The 18,430-nt window shown below is 70.2% G+C and carries 17 protein-coding genes; 14 read left to right on the top strand and 3 right to left on the bottom strand.

What is annotated here, in order from left to right:
* Positions 1–33: 33 nt before the first annotated feature.
* Complete coding sequence (locus ELQ94_RS06415; RefSeq protein WP_127048361.1) at positions 34–1,035, bottom strand: asparaginase; 1,002 nt, start codon at positions 1,033–1,035, stop codon at positions 34–36.
* A gap of 157 nt (positions 1,036–1,192) precedes the next feature.
* On the opposite strand from ELQ94_RS06415, the gene ELQ94_RS06410 reads away from it, so the two are divergent.
* Positions 1,193–1,669 carry an OsmC family protein gene (locus ELQ94_RS06410; protein ID WP_127048359.1) on the top strand — a complete coding sequence of 159 codons (477 nt, stop codon included), beginning with the start codon at positions 1,193–1,195 and terminating at the stop codon, positions 1,667–1,669.
* Positions 1,670–1,720: 51 nt separating this feature from the next.
* On the opposite strand, the gene ELQ94_RS06405 is transcribed toward ELQ94_RS06410, so the two are convergent.
* Positions 1,721–2,476, bottom strand: coding sequence for a lysophospholipid acyltransferase family protein (locus ELQ94_RS06405; protein ID WP_127050128.1), 756 nt, complete (start codon positions 2,474–2,476; stop codon positions 1,721–1,723).
* Positions 2,477–2,659: 183 nt separating this feature from the next.
* Here ELQ94_RS06405 and ELQ94_RS06400 point away from each other — a divergent pair, with 183 nt between their 5' ends.
* Together ELQ94_RS06400 and dxr are read left to right on the top strand one after the other, a co-directional pair.
* A complete protein-coding gene (locus ELQ94_RS06400; protein WP_127048357.1) occupies positions 2,660–3,670 on the top strand; it encodes an FKBP-type peptidyl-prolyl cis-trans isomerase in 1,011 nt (336 codons plus the stop codon).
* A 63-nt stretch (positions 3,671–3,733) separates the two neighbouring features.
* Positions 3,734–4,816 carry a 1-deoxy-D-xylulose-5-phosphate reductoisomerase gene (gene dxr / locus ELQ94_RS06395; protein ID WP_127048354.1) on the top strand — a complete coding sequence of 361 codons (1,083 nt, stop codon included), beginning with the start codon at positions 3,734–3,736 and terminating at the stop codon, positions 4,814–4,816.
* A 51-nt stretch (positions 4,817–4,867) separates the two neighbouring features.
* Here the strand turns inward: dxr and ELQ94_RS06390 are convergent, their stop codons facing one another.
* Positions 4,868–6,436, bottom strand: a complete 1,569-nt coding sequence (locus tag ELQ94_RS06390; protein ID WP_127048352.1) for a Mur ligase family protein — start codon at positions 6,434–6,436, stop codon at positions 4,868–4,870.
* 107 nt (positions 6,437–6,543) lie between these two features.
* On the opposite strand from ELQ94_RS06390, the gene ELQ94_RS06385 reads away from it, so the two are divergent.
* The 11 genes from ELQ94_RS06385 (at position 6,544) to ELQ94_RS06335 (ending at position 18,398) form a co-directional block, all read left to right on the top strand.
* Positions 6,544–7,920 carry a M50 family metallopeptidase gene (locus ELQ94_RS06385; protein WP_127048349.1) on the top strand — a complete coding sequence of 459 codons (1,377 nt, stop codon included), beginning with the start codon at positions 6,544–6,546 and terminating at the stop codon, positions 7,918–7,920.
* 241 nt (positions 7,921–8,161) lie between these two features.
* Positions 8,162–9,301: a flavodoxin-dependent (E)-4-hydroxy-3-methylbut-2-enyl-diphosphate synthase gene (gene ispG, locus ELQ94_RS06380; protein ID WP_127050127.1), complete on the top strand. Its 1,140-nt coding sequence runs from the start codon at positions 8,162–8,164 to the stop codon at positions 9,299–9,301.
* 242 nt (positions 9,302–9,543) lie between these two features.
* Positions 9,544–10,548, top strand: coding sequence for an AAA family ATPase (locus ELQ94_RS06375; RefSeq protein WP_243696968.1), 1,005 nt, complete (start codon positions 9,544–9,546; stop codon positions 10,546–10,548).
* Between the two features lie 10 nt (positions 10,549–10,558).
* Positions 10,559–11,446: a DUF58 domain-containing protein gene (locus ELQ94_RS06370; RefSeq protein ID WP_127048344.1), complete on the top strand. Its 888-nt coding sequence runs from the start codon at positions 10,559–10,561 to the stop codon at positions 11,444–11,446.
* Positions 11,433–11,912: a hypothetical protein gene (locus ELQ94_RS06365; RefSeq protein ID WP_127048342.1), complete on the top strand. Its 480-nt coding sequence runs from the start codon at positions 11,433–11,435 to the stop codon at positions 11,910–11,912. Before ELQ94_RS06370 ends, ELQ94_RS06365 begins: the two co-directional genes overlap by 14 nt.
* Positions 11,913–11,919: 7 nt before the next feature.
* A complete protein-coding gene (locus ELQ94_RS06360; RefSeq protein WP_127048339.1) occupies positions 11,920–12,909 on the top strand; it encodes a vWA domain-containing protein in 990 nt (329 codons plus the stop codon).
* A complete protein-coding gene (locus tag ELQ94_RS06355) occupies positions 12,906–13,940 on the top strand; it encodes a VWA domain-containing protein (RefSeq protein ID WP_127048337.1) in 1,035 nt (344 codons plus the stop codon). The genes ELQ94_RS06360 and ELQ94_RS06355 overlap by 4 nt, the downstream gene beginning before the upstream one ends.
* Positions 13,933–14,691 carry a hypothetical protein gene (locus ELQ94_RS06350; RefSeq protein ID WP_127048335.1) on the top strand — a complete coding sequence of 253 codons (759 nt, stop codon included), beginning with the start codon at positions 13,933–13,935 and terminating at the stop codon, positions 14,689–14,691. Before ELQ94_RS06355 ends, ELQ94_RS06350 begins: the two co-directional genes overlap by 8 nt.
* A 49-nt stretch (positions 14,692–14,740) precedes the next feature.
* Complete coding sequence (locus ELQ94_RS06345; RefSeq protein ID WP_127048332.1) at positions 14,741–16,519, top strand: proline--tRNA ligase; 1,779 nt, start codon at positions 14,741–14,743, stop codon at positions 16,517–16,519.
* A gap of 319 nt (positions 16,520–16,838) precedes the next feature.
* Positions 16,839–17,825 carry a transcription termination factor NusA gene (gene nusA, locus ELQ94_RS06340; RefSeq protein WP_127048330.1) on the top strand — a complete coding sequence of 329 codons (987 nt, stop codon included), beginning with the start codon at positions 16,839–16,841 and terminating at the stop codon, positions 17,823–17,825.
* A 327-nt stretch (positions 17,826–18,152) separates the two neighbouring features.
* Positions 18,153–18,398, top strand: coding sequence for a YlxR family protein (locus ELQ94_RS06335; RefSeq protein WP_127048327.1), 246 nt, complete (start codon positions 18,153–18,155; stop codon positions 18,396–18,398).
* The last annotated feature ends 32 nt before the right edge of the window (positions 18,399–18,430 follow it).

Genomic DNA, 18,430 nt, shown 5'->3' with positions numbered 1-18,430 from the left:
CCGACCCGGGCGTCGTACCGCCTGGGGGGAGCGTCAGGCGCCCACCACGGAACGGATGCGCCCGACGGGCACTCCGCCGCCCAGCACGTCGAGGTGGAGGTCCGGGAGCACCGCGTCGACGGCGGCCCTCTCGAGCGCGCCGGCCTCGACCAGGAGCGCGAGGGCCACCACGGTCGCGGCCCGTGAGCTGCCGTCGAGCGTCTTCGAGGTCACGGTCGTGCCATCGGGGGCGGTCATCACCATGACGCCCTCGGCCCCGCCCTTGGCGAAGACACCGAGTCGTTCGATGGCGACGGTGTTGTCGCGTCCAGGACCGTCGATCGCCCAGGGGTGACGACGCACGGCGTCGACGATGATCGCCGCGTTGCGATACAGAGCGAAGGGGGAGGAGACCGACGCCGTCGCGATCTTCTGGATGCCACGGGCGAGCGCGGTGAGTCCGATGGCGAAGACCGGGGCGCCGCACCCGTCCACGGCGGTGGCCGCGGGGCGCTCGCCCGTCAGTCGCTCGACGGTGTCTCGCACGGCGACCTGAAGCGGGTGGGCGACGTCGAGGTACGAGTCGATGGGCCACCCGTTCGTGACGCACGCGAGCAGCATCGCGGCGTGCTTGCCCGAGCAGTTCATGAACAGACGCGACTGGCCGTGGTGCGAACCGATCAGCTCGTCCCGCGTCGAGCGATCGAGCGGCCAGTCCATCGGGCACTGCAGCGCGTCCTCGGTGAGAGCGGCCGTCGCGAGCATGGAGCGCACCACCGACACGTGACGAGTCGTCCCCGCGTGACTCGCCGTCGCGAGAGCGGCCTGCTCGTCGCGAAGCGCGACTCCCGCGTTGAGCACGGCGAGGGCCTGGAACGGCTTCATGCTCGACCGCGGGAAGACGGGGGCGTTCGGAGAGCCGTGGCTGCGAAGGACCGTGCCGTCGGGGGAGAGGACCACGGCGGAACCGATGTGACGCGACTCGACGAAGCCGGAGCGCTCCACGACCGCGAGCTCGGCGGCCTCAACCGGGGTGAACGTTCCCGTCGACGACATGCGACATCCCTCCTGGTCGGCCTCGCGCCGACGACTCCCCAGCCTAACCGTGGGTCAGCCTCACCGCGGGCGTGCGGGCACATCGCCGCCCGCCGTGGCCCACCCCGATCGCGGGCTGCCCGGGTCGCCCGCCGGCGCCGTGTGGAACACTGGGATCATGCTCGGTGAACACCACTACTCCGTCGACGTCGAATGGCAGGGAGACCTCGGAACGGGGACGAGCGGCTACCGCGACTACTCCCGCCGGGTCGAGCTCTCGAGCATCGCCGCCGATCCGATCGCGGGCTCGGCGGACAAGCCCTTCCGCGGCGATCCCGACCGGTGGAACCCCGAGCAACTCCTCCTGGGGGCCCTCGCGCAGTGCCACCTGCTGTCCTACCTCCACGTCGCCGTGACGGAGGGCGTCGTCGTCACCGGCTATCGCGACTCCGCCGTCGGCACGATGACCGAGGACGGTCGCTCGAGCGGCGCCTTCACGGAGGTCGTCCTGCGGCCAGAGGTCACCGTGGCGTCCGCGTCGATGGTCGAGGCGGCGACGGCCGCGCACGCGCGCGCCAACGAGCTCTGCTTCATCGCCAACTCCGTGAACTTCCCGGTGCGGCACGAACCGACGATCGTCGTCGCGTCGTCCTGACGTCGCCCGCGCGGCCGCCGCCCGCCGACGGGACCGGCGCCCACAGGGCGATCAGAGTCGCTCGGGGCGGAGCACCGCTCGCTTGATCTTCTCCATCGCGTCGACCGGGGGCGCCTCGTTGTAGGAACCCGCCAGGTCCTGCCCGCTCAGAGCGTGGATGGCGGCCATGATCTCGTCGGTCGCGAGGCGCCGCGCCTTCCCGGACTCCGCCGGACCGAACCGCGACACGTCGATCGGCTCGCCGAATCGGACGGTGATGCGCTTGAAGCGCGGTCGCGAGCTGCCCACCGGCATCACCTCGTCGGTGCCTACGAGCCCGACGGGCACGACGGGGGCCCCCGTCGTGAGCGCGAGCCACGCGACACCGGTGCGCCCGCGGTAGAGGCGTCCGTCGATCGAGCGCGTGCCCTCCGGGTAGATGGCGAAGGCGCTCTCGGTCTCGAGGATGCGCCGCCCCTGGTCGAGAGCGGCCTGGGCGGCCTGACCGGACGCCCGGTCCACCCCGACCGCCCCGATCGATCCGAAGAACGTGCGGTTCACCCAGCCGCGCGGGCCCGTGCCGTCGAAGTACGTCGACTTCGCGAGGAACTGAACGGGGCGGGGAGCGGCGACGGGGATCGCGATGCTGTCGATGAACGACAGGTGGTTGCTTGCGAGGATGACCCGGCCGCGCTTCGGAACGTTGCGGCGGCCCTCGATGCGCGGTCGCCACATGACCCGCACGACGGGTCGGAGGATGCTGCGCCCGAGCCAATACACGAACCCGGGCCGTGACGCGGCCGACGGGTCGCTCGCGGGTGTCTCCATCGCGGAGGACTCGGAAGAGGCGGGGTCTGGCACCCGTCGAGAGTACGTCACCGGGCATTCCCCGGCGGGAATGGCGGCCCGTGCGGCCGCCATCCCTGCACCGTCCCGACCGCCCCGTGCAGCGTTCCGTCACCTTCATGCGGCAGGCTGGTGTGACATCGTCCCCGTCGAAGGTCCTCCTCCATGCGCTCTCGCTCCCTGTCCCTGCTCGCCGTGATCCCGGCGACGGCCCTCCTGCTCGCGGGCTGCGCCGGTTCCCCGGCCCCCGGCGAGACCACGAGCGCCCCCACCGCGGAGGCGGCCACGTGCGCCGACACCACCTCGGGGGACGCCGTCGACTCGGTCGTCGTGAGCGACGACCTCGGCACCGCACCCACCGTCGAGATCCCCACCCCCGTGTCGGTCGACACGACCGAGCGGCGCGCGATCGTCGAGGGTGACGGCGACGAGACCCAGCCGGGCGACACCGTCGGCGTGGAGCTCACCGTCTACGGCGGCGCCACCGGGGAGCAGTTCTCCCAGACCGCGTACGGCGAGGGCACGGCGCAGCAGATCACCGTCGACGACACCCAGTACATCGCCGGGCTCGTCCGCACCATCGAGTGCGCGACCGTCGGCTCGCGGATCGTCTCGGTCGTCGCGGCAGGCGACGCCTTCGGTGACCAGGGCTCCGAGGGCGGAGAGGTCGCCCCCGGTGACTCGATCGTCATCGTCGCCGACATCGTCTCCATCCTCCCCACGCGTGCGACCGGCACCCCCGTCGACCCCACCGAGGGCTTCCCCGGCGTCGAGCTCGACGACACAGGAGCGCCGACCATCACGATCCCGGACGCCGACGCGCCCACAGAACTACAGCTCGCGACCTTGCTCCAGGGCGACGGGGACACCGTCGCTGAAGGCGACAACGTCACCGTCCAGTACAAGGGCGTCATCTGGCGCACAGGCGAGGTCTTCGACGAGAGCTGGGCGAACGGGGCGCCCGCGTCGTTCAACACCGAGCAGGTCGTCGACGGCTTCAAGCAGGCGCTCGTCGGCCAGCAGGTCGGAAGCCAGGTCATCGTGATCATCCCGCCGGCGCTCGGATACGGCGAGGCGGGCAACAGCCAGGCCGGCATCGAGGGAACGGACACGCTCGTCTTCGTCGTCGACATCCTCGCGACGAGCACGGTGCCGGCCGCGGAGGGCACCGACTGACCCGGCCCCACGGGTCGCCGATACCCTCCGGTGCGGGACGGCGCAGCGCGCTAGCCTGACGGGATGCGTCGCGTCATCCTGCTCGGTTCCACCGGCTCCATCGGCACCCAGGCCCTCGAGGTCATCCGCGCCAATCCGGAGAGGTTCGAGGTCGTCGGCCTCGCCGCCGGCCGCGACCGCGAGGGCCTCGCCGCCCAGGCCGAGCTGTTCGGGGTCGACGACACCGCCATCGGAGCGGTCGACGCCGAACGGCTCGTCCGCTCGGTCGACGCCGACGTCGTGCTCAACGGCATCACCGGTTCGGTCGGCCTCGGCCCGACCATCGCGGCGCTCGAGTCGGGTCGCACGCTCGCCCTCGCGAACAAGGAATCCCTCATCGTCGGCGGCGACCTCGTGACGGCGATCGCCCGGCCCGGGCAGATCGTGCCCGTCGATTCGGAGCACTCGGCGATCGCGCAGGCCCTCCTCTCCGGCACCCCGTCGGAGGTGCGACGCCTCGTCCTCACCGCGTCGGGGGGTCCGTTCCGCGGTCGCCAGCGCGCCGCGCTCGCCGACGTCTCTCCGGCGGAGGCGCTCGCTCACCCCACCTGGGACATGGGTCGCGTGGTCACGACCAATTCCGCGACGCTCGTCAACAAGGGGCTCGAGGTCATCGAGGCCCACCACCTCTTCGACGTGCCGTACGAGCGGATCGACGTGGTCGTGCACCCTCAGTCGATCGTGCATTCGATGGTCGAGTTCGTCGACGGGTCCTCCATCCTTCAGGCGTCCCCTCCCGACATGCGCCTCCCCATCTCGCTCGGCCTCGACTGGCCGCACCGGGTCGCCGGAGTGGGGCGCCCGCTCGACTGGACGACCGCGAGCACCTGGACGTTCGAACCCCTCGACACCGACGCCTTCCCGGCCGTCGAGCTCGCCAAGACGGTCGGTCGCGCGGGAGGAACCTTCCCCGCCGTCTTCAACGCCGCGAACGAGGAGGCCGTGGAGGCCTTCCACGACGGCGCCATCGGCTACCTCGACATCATGGAGACGATCCGCCGTGTCGTCGACCGCCACGCCTCGGAGGGGGAGCTGACGCGGGAGGCGCTCGCCGAGGCCGAGCGTTGGGCGCGGGAGGCAGCTCGTACCCTCATCGCAGCGACCTGACCGACGACGACTCGGGAGGCGCCGGGACGACGAAGCGCTGACGCGGAAGCGTCAGTTCCAGCCGGCGTCGTGCAGCGCGGCGATCGTCTCGTCGGGCACGGAGAACGGGACGGTCGTGCCGTCGAGTTCACGGTGGTCCTTGCCCGCGAGACCCATCCAGACCACGACGTCGCCCTCGGCGGCGTCGGAGACGGCCGCTCGGATCGCGGTGGCCGGGTCGGCGATGTCGCGCACGTCGACGTCCGGTCGTGCGAACAGGGCGCCCGCGACGACGGCGGCGCGGATGACGGCCGGGTCCTCCCCCCGCGGGTGGTGGTCGGTCACGATGACGAGGTCTGACCCGAGCGCGGCGGCTGCCCCCATGTCGTCGCGCTTCGTCGTGTCGCGGTCGCCGTTCGCGCCGATGACCGCGACGAGGCGGCCGCGGGTGAGGCGGCGGAGCGAGGACAGGGTCTTCTCGAAGGCGTCCGGGCTGTGGCCCGAGTCGATGAAGACGGCCGGTCCCGTCGACACCGGGATGCGCACGGCACGGGCCGGGAGGTCGGCGTCGATGAGGCCGTCGGCGCCGAGGGACGCGGCGACCTCGGCGAGCGAGTGGCCGGCCTCGACGAGCATCGCGACGGCGAGCCCACCGTTCGCGGCCATGTGGCGCCCGACCACGGGAACGCGGGCGGACAGGGCGCCGTGGTGGTCGTGGCTCAGGGTGAACGCGGTGTGGTCGAGGCTCTCCTCGGTGATCTCAACGGTCCAGTCGGCCGCGGGAGCCGGGCCGTCCACCGGCACCGTCGCGATCGTCACGACCGGGACCTCCGAGCGCGCGACGACCGTGGCGCCGGCCGGCGTGTCGAGGTTCACGACGGCCCGCCGCGAACGGGTCGACGTGAAGAGCTCCACCTTCGCCGCGAGGTAGGCATCCATGTCGACGTAGTCGTCGAGGTGGTCGTGGCTGAGGTTCGTGAAGGCCGAGACGTCGAAGACGAAGCCGTCGACCCGGTGGCGTGTGAGCGCGTGCGCGCTCACCTCGATGACGACGCTGCGCGCGCCCGACTCGGCCATCCGTGCGACGATCGCGTGCAGTTCGGCGGACTCCGGTGTCGTGAGCTTCGACGGGATCACGGTGGCGCCGATGCGACGCTCGGCCGTGGAGCTCACGCCCGGTACGAGTCCGAGGCCCGTGAGCAGGGCTTCGAGGAAGTGTGTGGTCGAGGTCTTCCCGTTGGTGCCGGTGATGGCGAAGAACGGCAGATCGAGAGAGCCCGTGTCGTAGACGGTCGCGGCGATCGATCCCACGAGGGGCCGCAACTCTCTCGAGCTGACCAGCACGGGGACGCCGATGCCGCGGTCGAGCAGGAGCATCCCGGCATCGTCGGTCAGGATCGCGATCGCACCGGCGTCGACCGCCTGGGAGGCGAAGGACGCCCCGTGGTGCCGAGCGCCGGGAAGGCCCACGTAGAGGTCGCCCTGCACGACGGAGGACCCGTCGATCGTGACGCCGGAGACCCACGGATCGCCGCCCGCGAGTCCGCGGACGCGGCGGAGGTCGAAGTCGTGTTCGATACCGACGAGGGAGACGGGGCTGAGCGTCGTCGGACGCATCGCTGCGGGCCCGTACGAATCCACTGCGCCTCACTTGCCTCTCGCGACCGGAGGCGACCGCCCCCGCAGTTCTCCATAGTCTCACAGGGGAGCGGGAGGCCGATCACGGGGCGCGGCTGTATCGTGTGCTCGTGGAATCGGTCCTTCTGTACATCCTCGGCGTGCTCATCATCCTCGTGGGCCTCGTCGTGTCCATCGGGCTGCACGAGGTCGGGCACCTGGTTCCCGCGAAGATCTTCGGCGTGCGCGTCACGCAGTACATGATCGGTTTCGGCAAGACGATCTGGTCGCGGAAGAAGGGTGAGACCGAGTACGGGGTGAAGATGGTCCCGCTCGGTGGCTACATCTCGATGATCGGGATGTTCCCGCCCACCGCGCCGGGCGAGAGAGCGACCGAATCGACCACCGGTTTCATCCAACAGCTGTCCACGTCGAAGGAGCCCGCGCGACGCGCCCGATACTTCGACACGCTCGTGCAGGACGCGCGGGAGGCGAGCGCCGACACGATCGGTGCGGGCGACGAGGACCGCACCTTCTACCGGCTGCCCGTCTGGAAGCGCATCGTGGTGATGCTCGGCGGCCCCGTCATGAACCTCATCCTGTCGGTCGTGCTCTTCGCGGTGCTCCTCATGGGTATCGGGACGGCGCAGTCGACGACGACCCTCAGTGCCGTCTCGGAGTGCGCGCTCTCGTCCACCGCCGGTCGCACGACGTGCGAGAGCGGCGACCCGCAGGCCCCGGGAGCCGCGGCCGGGCTGCAGCCGGGCGATCGGATCATGAGCATCGACGGCGAGACGATGTCATCGTGGGAGCAGCTGTCCGCTGTCATCCGCGACTCGGCCGGAGACCCCCTCTCGGTCGTCGTCGACCGGGACGGCGCGGACGTCACGGTGTCCCTCACTCCGCTCCTGACCGAGCGTTATGTGTACGACGCGAACGGTCGGCCGGTCGAGCGCGACGGTGAGGAGGTCGTGCAGGACGTCGGATTCGCGGGCATCTCGCCCACGTCGGAGCTGGTCCAGCAGCCCGCCACCGCGGTCCTGCCCGCCGTGGGCGACGCCATCGGCGGCGTCGTGAACGTCATCGTGAACCTGCCGCAGCGACTCGTCGACACGGCCGTCGCGGCCTTCGGCCCGGGGGAGCGCGACCCGAACGGTCCCATGAGCGTCGTGGGAGTCGGCCGGATCGCCGGCGAGGTCGCCGCGCTCGACGAGGTCCCGATCGCGAGCAAGGCCTCGGCCATGCTCGGGATCCTCGCCTCGCTCAACGCCATGCTCTTCGTCTTCAACCTCGTCCCCCTGCTGCCGCTCGACGGCGGACACATCCTGACGGCTCTCTTCGAGGCGGTGCGCCGCTGGTTCGCGAAGCTGCGCAGGAAGCCGGACCCCGGTCCGGTCGACTCGGCGAAGCTCATGCCCCTCACCTTCGGCGTCGTGATCGTGCTCGGCGCCATGAGCCTCCTGCTGATCTACGCGGACATCGTCAAGCCGATCAACCTGTTCGGCTGAGCCGCGTCCGGCTGAGCGGCGTGCGGCCGGTCAGATCCGTCCGGTCGGCGTCCGGCCGTCCGGTCAGCGTCCGTCCGCTCAGCGTTCGGCCGTCCGGTCGGCGTGTGGCCGTCCGCTCAGCGTTCGGCCGAGCAGGGCGCTCCGAGCGGCCGTGCGGGAGCCCCGCAACCCCCTCGCGGGACTCGGCCCGGTGTCAGGTGGCCGCGCGTAGGATGACACCGTGCCCGCAGTGAATCTGGGAATGCCGAGCGTTCCCGAAGTCCTCGCCCCCCGTCGGAAGTCGCGCCAGATCAAGGTCGGAAGCGTGCTCGTGGGCGGCGACGCCCCCGTGAGCGTGCAGTCGATGACCACGACGCCGACGACGGACATCAACGCGACCCTCCAGCAGATCGCCGAGCTCACCGCGTCCGGTTGCGACATCGTGCGCGTCGCCGTGCCGACCCGCGACGACGCCGAGACGCTCCCGATCATCGCGAAGAAGAGCCAGATCCCCGTGATCGCGGACATCCACTTCCAGCCGAACTACGTCTTCGCCGCGATCGACGCCGGGTGCGCCGCCGTGCGCGTGAACCCGGGCAACATCCGCAAGTTCGACGACCGGGTGGGTGAGATCGCCAAGGCGGCGAAGGACGCGGGCGTGAGTATCCGCATCGGCGTGAACGCGGGGTCGCTCGATCCGCGCATCCTTCAGAAGTACGGCAAGGCGACCCCCGAGGCGCTCGCCGAGAGCGCCCAGTGGGAGGCGAGCCTCTTCGAGGAGCACGACTTCCACGACTTCAAGATCTCCGTGAAGCACAACGACCCCATCGTGATGGTGAAGGCGTACCGCCTGCTCGCCGAGCGCGGCGACTGGCCCCTGCACCTCGGTGTCACGGAGGCCGGTCCGGCCTTCCAGGGCACGATCAAGAGTGCGACGGCCTTCGGCATCCTCCTCGCGGAGGGCATCGGGGACACGATCCGTGTCTCCCTCTCCGCGCCTCCCGTCGAAGAGGTCAAGGTGGGGCTCCAGATCCTCCAGTCGCTCAACCTCCGTGAGCGCAAGCTCGAGATCGTGTCGTGCCCGAGCTGCGGGCGCGCCCAGGTGGACGTCTACTCGCTCGCCGAGGACGTCACGACGGGACTCGAGGGCATGTCCGTGCCGCTGCGGGTCGCCGTCATGGGCTGCGTCGTGAACGGCCCGGGCGAGGCCCGCGAGGCCGACCTCGGTGTCGCCTCGGGCAACGGCAAGGGCCAGATCTTCGTCAAGGGCGAGGTCATCGCGACCGTCCCCGAGTCGGAGATCGTCGCGACCCTCATCCGCGAGGCCAATCGGATCGCGGCGGAAATCCCCGCAGACGACGCATCGACAGGCACCCCCACCGTCTCCGTCGGCGCCCACTGACCCCCCACGGCGCTCGTGCGGCTCGAGGGCGCCACCTCTACATGGCGCCTCGGCTCTTATGTGGTGCCTTTGAAGCCCACCAGACGGTTCCCGGCGCGCTCAGCTCGGGCGCGCCGGAGACGGGCCCGTGAGATCCCCGCATCCGGAGGAGCCGCGCGCCGGACGCACGTAGACTGACGGGACGCCGGGGCCCGTCCCCGATGCGGATCAGCGACGACAGACTCCGGGGGACCGTTTCCGTGATCGAGCAGCCCACGACCACGACCACCGTGACGCGCGAGGAGCTCGAACGAGCCCGCGGGATCATCTCCGCCATCGCGTCGCGCTTCGACGAGAAGGTCGTCGGTCAGTCGAGCCTCCGCACGAGCCTGCTCGTCGCGCTCCTCACCGGCGGACACGTGCTCCTCGAGAGCGTGCCGGGACTCGCGAAGACCACCGCGGCCGAGACGATCGCGGACGCGGTGGGCGGTAGCTTCCGACGCATCCAGTGCACGCCGGACCTCCTGCCCTCCGACATCGTGGGCACGCAGATCTACGACCCGCGCACCGCGGAGTTCACCACGCAACTCGGACCCGTGCACGCCAACTTCGTCCTGCTCGACGAGGTGAACCGCTCGAGCGCCAAGACGCAGTCCGCGATGCTCGAGGCGATGCAGGAGAAGCAGACCTCCGTGGGCGGAGTGAACTACGCGCTCCCGGAGCCGTTCCTCGTGCTCGCCACGCAGAACCCCATCGAGCAGGAGGGCACCTACCACCTGCCGGAGGCCCAGCTCGACCGCTTCCTCATCAAGGAGGTGCTCGACTACCCCTCGATCGCCGAGGAGGCCGAGATCGTGCGGCGCGTGAACGCGGGCGTCTTCCGCCACGAGTCGCGGGCGCCGCGCGTGAGCGTCGAGGACGTCCTGTTCCTGCAGTCCCTCGTGCCGCGCATCTACCTGGACCAGGCGATCCTCGCCTACATCGTGCAGACGGTCTACGTGACCCGGAACGTGGCGACCTATCTACCGCCGAAGCTCGCGTCGTACGTGGAGTACGGGGCGAGCCCCCGCGCGAGCATCGCGTTCGCGACGGTCGCGCGCGCCCTCGCCCTGCTCGCCGGTCGCGAGCACGTCATCCCCGAGGACGTAAAGGCCTACCGCCACCAGGTGCTCCGCCACCGTCTCATCCTCGGCTTCGAGGCGATCGCGGACGACGTGAAGCCGGAGACGGTCATCGACGCCATCTTCGGCGTCGTCCAGGTCCCGTGAGGCACCAGCGGTGACCGCCCTCCTCACGCGCGTGAAGACCACCCTGTCGATCAGGGCGCATCGTCGCGTGCGGGGGATGCTCGACGGCGAGTACGCGTCCATCTTCCGCGGCAAGAGCCACGAGTTCGACGACATCCGCCCCTACGTCCCCGGGGACGAGATCCGCGACATCGACTGGAAGGCGACCGCGCGGGCCGGCTATCCGCTCGTGAAGCAGTTCATCGCGCACCGGAAGCAGACCGTGACGCTCGTCGTCGACACGGGCCGTGACCTCGCCGCCGCCGGAGCCGGGGGCGAGCCGAAGCGCGACGTGGCCGTGCTCGTCGCGGGCGTGCTCGGCTACATCGCCGTGCGGCACGGCGATCGTGTGGGCCTCATCGCTGGTGACGCGGACGAGGTGCGGCTGCTCGAGCCGAAGGGCGCGGAGTCCCACCTTGAACGCCTCCTGCAGGTGGTCGTCGAGCGCGCCCGCCTCGACGGCGCGCCGAGCGACGTGCACGCCCTGCTCGAGCGCGTGGTGCGCACGGTGCGGAAGCGCATGCTGCTCGTCGTCGTGGTCGACGACGCGGCCATCGACGAGGAGACGGAGCAGCTCGTCCGGCGACTCGCCGTGCAGCACGAGATTCTCTGGGTGACCGTCGGCGACGCCGACGTCATGTCCGCCGACTGGGCGACGCGGCCCATGGTGGACGTCGCGGACGATCGCGGCATCCCCGACTTCCTCCGCCGCGATCGACGGCTCCGCTCCGCGTTCCTCGAGGCGGAGGTCGAGCGCGCGACGCGCAGCGCCGACCGTCTCGACGCGCTCGCCGTCTCCCATGTACGGGTGGCGCGGTCTTCCGAGGTCGTGCCGGCCGTCCTCCGACTCATCGAGGCGCACAACCATGCTCGGAGGTGACGCCGATTACAACCCGCTGGCGCAGTACTGGTGGGGATGGATGGCGATCGCGATCGCCATCGTGGTGCTCGTCGTGCTCTGGTACGTCTTCGTGTGGTGGTGGTCGCGGCGGGCGACCGAGAGCGTGACGGTGCCCGATGTCGAAGCGGTTCCGGCGCCCTCGCGGGAGGAGCTGCGCGCCCGGTATCTGGGGCTCGTCGACGAGGTCGTCGCCGCGTACGACGACGGCGCTCTCACGCGGCGGGCGGCCCACCGGAAGCTCGGCTCCCTCGTCCGGCTCTACGCGCAGGAGGCGTCGGGAGTGCGCGCCGATGTCATGACCCTCGACGACCTCACGGCGGCCCGCCTCGGGTCGATCGCCCACGCGGTGGCCGTGTACTACCCGGCCGAGTTCGCGAGCGTCGAATCGGGGGACGTACGCCGTTCAGCCGACGTCGCCAAGCAGGCCGTGGTGTCCTGGTGGTGAGCGCGCGATGAGCCTCGTCAACATCGGACTCGTCATCGGCTGGGTCGTCGTCGCGGCGGCCGTCGTCCTCGTCGTCGTGCTCCGGCGGCGTGCACACCGCGGAGAGGACGCCGCCGTGCACGTCGCGCATGGCGAGCGCCTCACGGCCTTGCCCGGCTACGCCAGGGCCCTCCGCCGGTACCGCATGCTGCTCGCCACCGTGCTCGTCGCGGCGACCCTCCTCAGCGCGGCCGCCGTGATCCTGTCCGGCCGGCTCGTGTCGCTCACGACGGTGCAGCCGGAGATGCGCAACCGCGACATCGTCCTGTGCCTCGACGTCTCCGGGTCGATGATCGACTACGACGCCCAGATCGTCGAGACGTTCTCCCAGCTCACCGAGGAGTTCGACGGCGAACGCATCGGCCTCGTGCTCTTCAACGCGTCCGCCGTGACGTCGTTCCCCCTGACGAGCGATTACGCCTACGCCCGTGAGCAGCTCGACGCCCTCCACGCGGATCTTGTCGACCCCGACACCGACTGGGCCTTCGCGAACGGAACGCTCCTCGGCAACGGGTCCTCGATGATCGGCGACGGGCTCGCCTCGTGCGTCATGCGCTTCGACGACCTCGATACGGAGCGCTCCCGCTCCATCGTCTTCGCCACCGACAACTACGTCGCGGGTGAGCAGATCATGACCCTGCCGGAGGCCGGGGAGTTCGCGCAATCGAAGGACGTCCTCGTCTTCGGCCTCAACCCCGGTGACGTCGAGAGCCTCGACTACATCGGCGAGTTCGCCGACGAGATGCGCGAGGTCGTGGAGGGGACCGGCGGCTCCTATTGGGCGCTCGACGACCCGAACGCCGTTCCCTCGATCGTCGAGCAGGTTCAGGAACGCCAGGCGGAACGCTTCACGGGTGAGCCGATCCTCGTGGTCACGGACGAGCCCACCTTCCCCGTGCTCGCGGGCTTCGCGGCCCTCGCCGCCGTGATGTTCGCGGGTTGGAGGTTGCGCCGATGATCCTCGACCCCGTCCTGCCCGTCTGGTTCCTCGTCGTCGTCGCCGGGGCGCTCGCCGTCTTCGCAATCGTGCAGCTCGTCTCCCCGGGTTCCGGCCGATCGCGGTGGATGTGGCTCTCGCGTCTCGTGATGGTGCTCCTGCTCGCCGTCATCGCTCTGCGGCCCGCTCTGCCGGCGCCGACCCTTCCCCCCGCTGCCTCCGGCGACGTCGACGTGTACTTCGTCGTCGACACGACGAGCAGCATGGCCGCGGAGGACTGGGGCGACGGTGAACCGCGACTCGACGGGGTGCGGGAGGACGTGCTCGCCATCGCCGAGCGGCTCATCGGCGCCCGGGTCTCCCTCGTGACCTTCGACGCGGTCACCGTGCACCGGGTGCCCCTCACGACGGACGTGTCGGCGCTCGCCCAGGCGACGCGGGCGCTCGAGCAGGAGATCACGACGTACTCCGCGGGCAGCAGCATCGACGAGCCGGTCGAGTACCTCACGGGCATCCTCACGGAGGACGCGGCTGAGAACCCCGAACGATCGCGCATCCTCTACTACCTCGGAGACGGGGAGCAGACGAGTGGTCGAGAGCCGGGGACGTTCGCGGAGCTCTCGGCCGCCGTCGACGGCGGCGCGGTGCTCGGTTACGGGACGGAGGCCGGGGGGCCCATGAAGCAGTACACCGGCTACGACGACGGGACAGAGCAGAGCTACATCCAGGACTACTCGACGGGGACCGATGCGATCTCGCGCATCGACGAGCAGGCGCTCGGGACCATCGCCGAGCAGCTCGGCCTGCCCTACATCCACCGCGACGCCGACACGTCGGTGGCCGAGGCCACCGACGGCGTCCGCGTCGGGGACGTCGAGTCTGCGGGCGAGGTGCCGGCGGCTCAGGGGGAGCTCTACTGGATCGCCGCGATCCCGCTCGCGGCGCTCGCCCTCGTCGAGCTCGCGTGGATGCTCGCGGCCGTCCTGCGCTCCGGCGTCGTCGGCCGATCGGGCGCGGGCAGGCGCGACGGACGGAGGGCATCCCATGGCTGAGCGCACCGAACGCCGCGTGACCCCCGGGGCCGTCCGGCGTCGTCGATGGCGGCTGCTCTGGTGGTCGCTCCCCGTCGTCCTCCTCCTGCTCGCCACGTCCGTGAAGCTCGGTGGGCTCTCGCTCACCGCGCAGGACGCGATCGACGCGAGCGAGACCGGCCGCTTCGACGAGAGCATCGCCGCGAGCGACGCACTCATGACCCTCAACTGGTTCGAGCCGTGGATCGCGTACTACGACCGCGGCACCGCCTCAGCCCGGGCGCAGCTGTACAACGACGCCACCGACGACCTCTCCACCGCGCTCGAACTCGCACCGGCGGAGCACTCCTGCGACGTGCGAGTGAATCTCGCCCTCGCGTGGGAGGAGCTCGGCGACATCTACGCCGACGCGGGGTACCTGCGCGGCGCGTCGCTCATCTACGACACGGCGCTCGCCGTGATCCGGGCGGGGGAGGACGACGGCTGCTTCGAGGGCGAGGCGATGGAACCCCCGGAGGACCCGAGTGAGCCGCCTCCGCCGGGAGCGCAGCTGGAGGACGCGGAGTCCCGGATCGAGGGCAAGCAGGACGCCGTCGAGACGCCGCCTCCGGGAACGGAGGACGGCGGCGGTCAGGGCGATGGCGAGGACGCCGATGGCGGGCAATCGCCCGAGCAGGACCTCGAGGATCGCGGCGACCAGGCCGAGCAGGACCGCCGCGACGCGGAGGCCGATCAGCGCGGCGGCGGCGAATACGCGGAGAAGCCCTGGTGAGTGCCGGCCCGGGCGGGGCTCGGCAGCCTGCGCGGACTAGCATGGACGAGTGGTAACGCGCCTATCGACCTACTTCCTCCGTACGCTCCGTGACGACCCCTCCGATGCGGAGGTGACGAGTCACCGCTTGCTCGTGCGCGCCGGCTACATCCGGCGCCAGGCACCCGGAGTCTTCGCCTGGCTCCCGATCGGCTTGAAGGTGAAGGCCAAGATCGAGGCCATCGTGCGCGAGGAGATGGCCGCCGCCGGCGCCTTCGAGGTGCACTTCCCTGCGCTGCTCCCGCGCGAGCCCTTCGAGGCGACGGGACGGTGGGAGGAGTACGGAGACGCGCTGTTCCGCCTCCAGGACCGCAAGGGTGCCGACTACCTCCTCGCGCCGACGCACGAGGAGGTCTTCACCCTCCTCGTGAAGGACCTCTACGCGAGTTACAAGGACCTGCCCCTGTCGATCTACCAGATCCAGGACAAGTACCGGGACGAGGCGCGTCCGCGCGCCGGCCTGCTGCGCGGTCGCGAGTTCACGATGAAGGATGCGTACTCCTTCGACTACACCGACGCCGGTCTCGATGCGAGCTACCAGAGACAGCGCGACGCGTACGAGCGGATCTTCTCCCGCCTCGGCCTCGAGTACGTCATCGTCAAGGCCGATGCCGGCGCCATGGGGGGTTCGCAGAGCGAGGAATTCCTGCACCCGACGCCCGTCGGCGAGGACACCTTCGTCCGCTCGGCCGGTGGGTACGCGGCGAACGTCGAAGCCTTCACGACGGTCGTGCCCGAGGCCCGTCCCATCGAGGGTCTCGCCGACGCGGTCGTGCACGACACCCCCGACACCCCCACCATCCAGACGCTCGTCGATGTCGCGAACGCCCATCACCCGCGGGACGACGGTCGCCCCTGGACCGCCGCCGACACGCTCAAGAACGTCGTGCTCGCGCTCGTCGCTCTCGACGGCACCCGGGAACTCGTCATCGTGGGCCTCCCCGGCGACCGCGACGTCGATCTCAAGCGCATCGAGGTGGCGTTCGCGCCCGCCGAGGTCGAAGCGGCGACCGAGACCGACTTCGCAAAGAATCCCGGCCTCGTGAAGGGCTACATCGGACCGTGGTCGCCCGCCGGCGCGGTGCTCGGCGAGGAGTCGATCACGGGGATCCGCTACCTCGTGGACCCCCGCGTCGTCGACGGCACGGAGTGGATCACCGGTGCGAACGAGCAGGGACGGCACGTCTTCGGGCTCGTCGCCGGCCGCGACTTCACGGCCGACGGCGTCGTCGAGGCGTCCACCGTCGTCGCAGGGGATCCCGCACCCGACGGTTCCGGACCGGTCGAACTCGCTCGCGGAATGGAGCTCGGGCACGTCTTCCAGCTCGGCCGCAAGTTCGCCCACGCGCTCGGTCTGAAAGTCCTCGACGAGAACGGCAAGCTCGTCACCGTCACGATGGGGTCCTACGGCATCGGCATCACACGCGTCCTCGCGACGATCGCCGAGCTCAACAACGACGACCGCGGTCTCGTCTGGCCCCTCACCGTCGCGCCCTTCGACGTGCACGTCGTCGCGACCGGCAAGGACCCGCTCGTCTTCGAGACCGCCGAGGGCATCTCGGCCGAGCTCGAGTCCGTGGGACTCGACGTGCTCTACGACGACCGACCCAAGGTGTCTCCCGGCGTGAAGTTCGGCGATGCCGAGCTCATCGGGGTCCCGATCATCGTGATCGCAGGCCGCGGCGTGGGCGAGGGGACCGTCGAGGTCTGGGATCGGCGGACGGGCGAGCGCGAGCCCGTCGCGATCGCCGACGCGGCCGAGACGGTCGCCCGCTTCCGCTCCGTCTAGTCGCGCGCGGCGCGACGAGGCGGCCGCTGCGACGCCGCGATTCGGCGTCCGAAGGTACCCCGAGTCGACGCGAAACGTCGTCCACGGCGGCGTCCGACGACGATTCGCGACAATCCTGTGACTGCGCGTTCGGAGAGTGGTCGCAATCGGTCGCGCGGTTCGTTTCCACGCGACGATTCGCGTCAACCCGGCGACGTCGAATGCGGTGACGACGGCGGCGCGGTACCCGGGCCGGGTGCCGCGCGCTGTGCGGTCGGGTAACCTTGGTCAGTAGTCCGACGCGCGGTTCGCGTCGGCGAGAGCTGAATATGGAGGCGTCGTGGACATCGATCTCACTGTCCTGAAGATGATGGAACGCGAGCGGGAGATCCCGTTCGACGAACTGGTGCACATCATCGAGCAGGCGATCCTGACCGCCTACCAGAAGAACGAGCTGCAGTCGGGCGGCGACCCGAGCGAGGCTCGCGTCCACCTGGATCGCAAGACCGGCCACATCGCCGTGCTTGTCCCCGAGAAGGACGACGACGGAAACGTCATCGGCGAATCGGAGACCCTGCCGGACGACTTCGGACGCATCGCCGCCTTCGCGGCGAAGCAGGTCATCAACCAGCGTCTCCGCGACATCGCGGACGACGCGGTGCTCGGCGAGTTCAAGGGGCGAGAGGGCGACATCGTCGCCGGCGTCATCCAGCAGGGCCCGAACCCGAAGATGATCCACGTCGACCTCGGCACGATCGAGGCCATCATGCCGCCGGAGGAGCAGGTGCCGGGCGAGCAGTACAAGCACGGCTCCCGTATCCGCGTCTACGTGACGAGCGTGTCGAAGGGGATGAAAGGACCGTCGATCACGGTGTCCCGCACCCACCCGTCCCTCGTCCGGAAGCTCTTCGCTCTCGAGGTCCCCGAGATCGCCTCGGGTCTCGTGGAGATCGTGTCGCTCGCCCGCGAGGCCGGACACCGCACGAAGATCGCCGTGCGCGCCACGGACCCGGCCATCAACGCGAAGGGCGCCTGCATCGGTGAGATGGGCCGTCGTGTTCGCGCCGTCACCGAGGAGCTCGGCACCGAGAAGATCGACATCGTCGACTACTCGCCCGACCTTGCGACGTTCGTGGGGAATGCGCTGTCGCCGGCCAAGGTGACGTCGACGTTCGTGCTCGATCAGAGCATCAAGGCCGTGCGGGCGCTCGTGCCCGACTACCAGCTCTCGCTCGCGATCGGCAAGGAGGGCCAGAACGCCCGCCTCGCCGCGAAGCTGACGGGCGCGAAGATCGACATCCAGCCGGATTCGATCCTCGACGAATAGGAATGGTCCGGCTGGATGTCGATCTTCGCGCATCCGTCGGGGGGCGTGCGAGCGCTTCGACGAATGTCCGTGAGTACCGCATCCAGCCGGATTCGATCCTCGACGAATAGGAATGGTCCGGCTGGATGTCGATCTTCGCGCATTCGTCGGGGGGCGTGCGAGCGCTTCGACGAATGTCCGTGAGTGCCGCATCCAGCCGGATTCGATCCTCGACGAATAGGCGGCCTCGCTCCTCGGTGAGGAAACGTACAAACCGGACGGCGTTCGCCGTGAGCATGCCGGGAGCACGCGGACCCGAATCGGGCTGTCCCCCGGAGGAGGTGTAGGATGGAAGCTGTCAGAACGTGCGTCGGTTGCCGTTCGCGCTCAAACAGGTCAGCTCTCATGCGGCTTGTCGTCCGAGAATCCCATGTCGTCCCCGACGATCGTGCGGCCCTTCCAGGACGCGGAGCGTGGCTGCATCCCGACATCGAGTGCTTCCGACTCGCCGAGAAGAAGCGGGCATTCGCCCGGGCCTTCCGTGTGCGGACCGCCCTCGACACGAACTCACTAGAGAACAGGCTGAACGGCTAATGGACAACTGATGAGCGGCTCGAAATGAGACC

The organism is Labedella endophytica (assembly GCF_003990045.1).
GTDB lineage: Bacteria > Actinomycetota > Actinomycetes > Actinomycetales > Microbacteriaceae > Labedella > Labedella endophytica.
This window is presented reverse-complemented; position numbering and strand designations above follow the sequence as displayed.

Excerpts from the sequence above, each read along its gene's own strand:
- ELQ94_RS06415 (WP_127048361.1), bottom strand. The coding sequence starts at position 1,035 with ATGTCGTCGACGGGAACGTTCACCCCGGTTGAGGCCGCCGAGCTCGCG.
- ELQ94_RS06410 (WP_127048359.1), top strand. The coding sequence starts at position 1,193 with ATGCTCGGTGAACACCACTACTCCGTCGACGTCGAATGGCAGGGAGAC.
- ELQ94_RS06405 (WP_127050128.1), bottom strand. The coding sequence starts at position 2,476 with ATGGAGACACCCGCGAGCGACCCGTCGGCCGCGTCACGGCCCGGGTTC.
- ELQ94_RS06400 (WP_127048357.1), top strand. The coding sequence starts at position 2,660 with ATGCGCTCTCGCTCCCTGTCCCTGCTCGCCGTGATCCCGGCGACGGCC.
- dxr (WP_127048354.1), top strand. The coding sequence starts at position 3,734 with ATGCGTCGCGTCATCCTGCTCGGTTCCACCGGCTCCATCGGCACCCAG.
- ispG (WP_127050127.1), top strand. The coding sequence starts at position 8,162 with ATGCCGAGCGTTCCCGAAGTCCTCGCCCCCCGTCGGAAGTCGCGCCAG.
- ELQ94_RS06365 (WP_127048342.1), top strand. The coding sequence starts at position 11,433 with ATGCTCGGAGGTGACGCCGATTACAACCCGCTGGCGCAGTACTGGTGG.
- ELQ94_RS06360 (WP_127048339.1), top strand. The coding sequence starts at position 11,920 with ATGAGCCTCGTCAACATCGGACTCGTCATCGGCTGGGTCGTCGTCGCG.
- ELQ94_RS06355 (WP_127048337.1), top strand. The coding sequence starts at position 12,906 with ATGATCCTCGACCCCGTCCTGCCCGTCTGGTTCCTCGTCGTCGTCGCC.
- ELQ94_RS06350 (WP_127048335.1), top strand. The coding sequence starts at position 13,933 with ATGGCTGAGCGCACCGAACGCCGCGTGACCCCCGGGGCCGTCCGGCGT.
- ELQ94_RS06335 (WP_127048327.1), top strand. The coding sequence starts at position 18,153 with ATGGAAGCTGTCAGAACGTGCGTCGGTTGCCGTTCGCGCTCAAACAGG.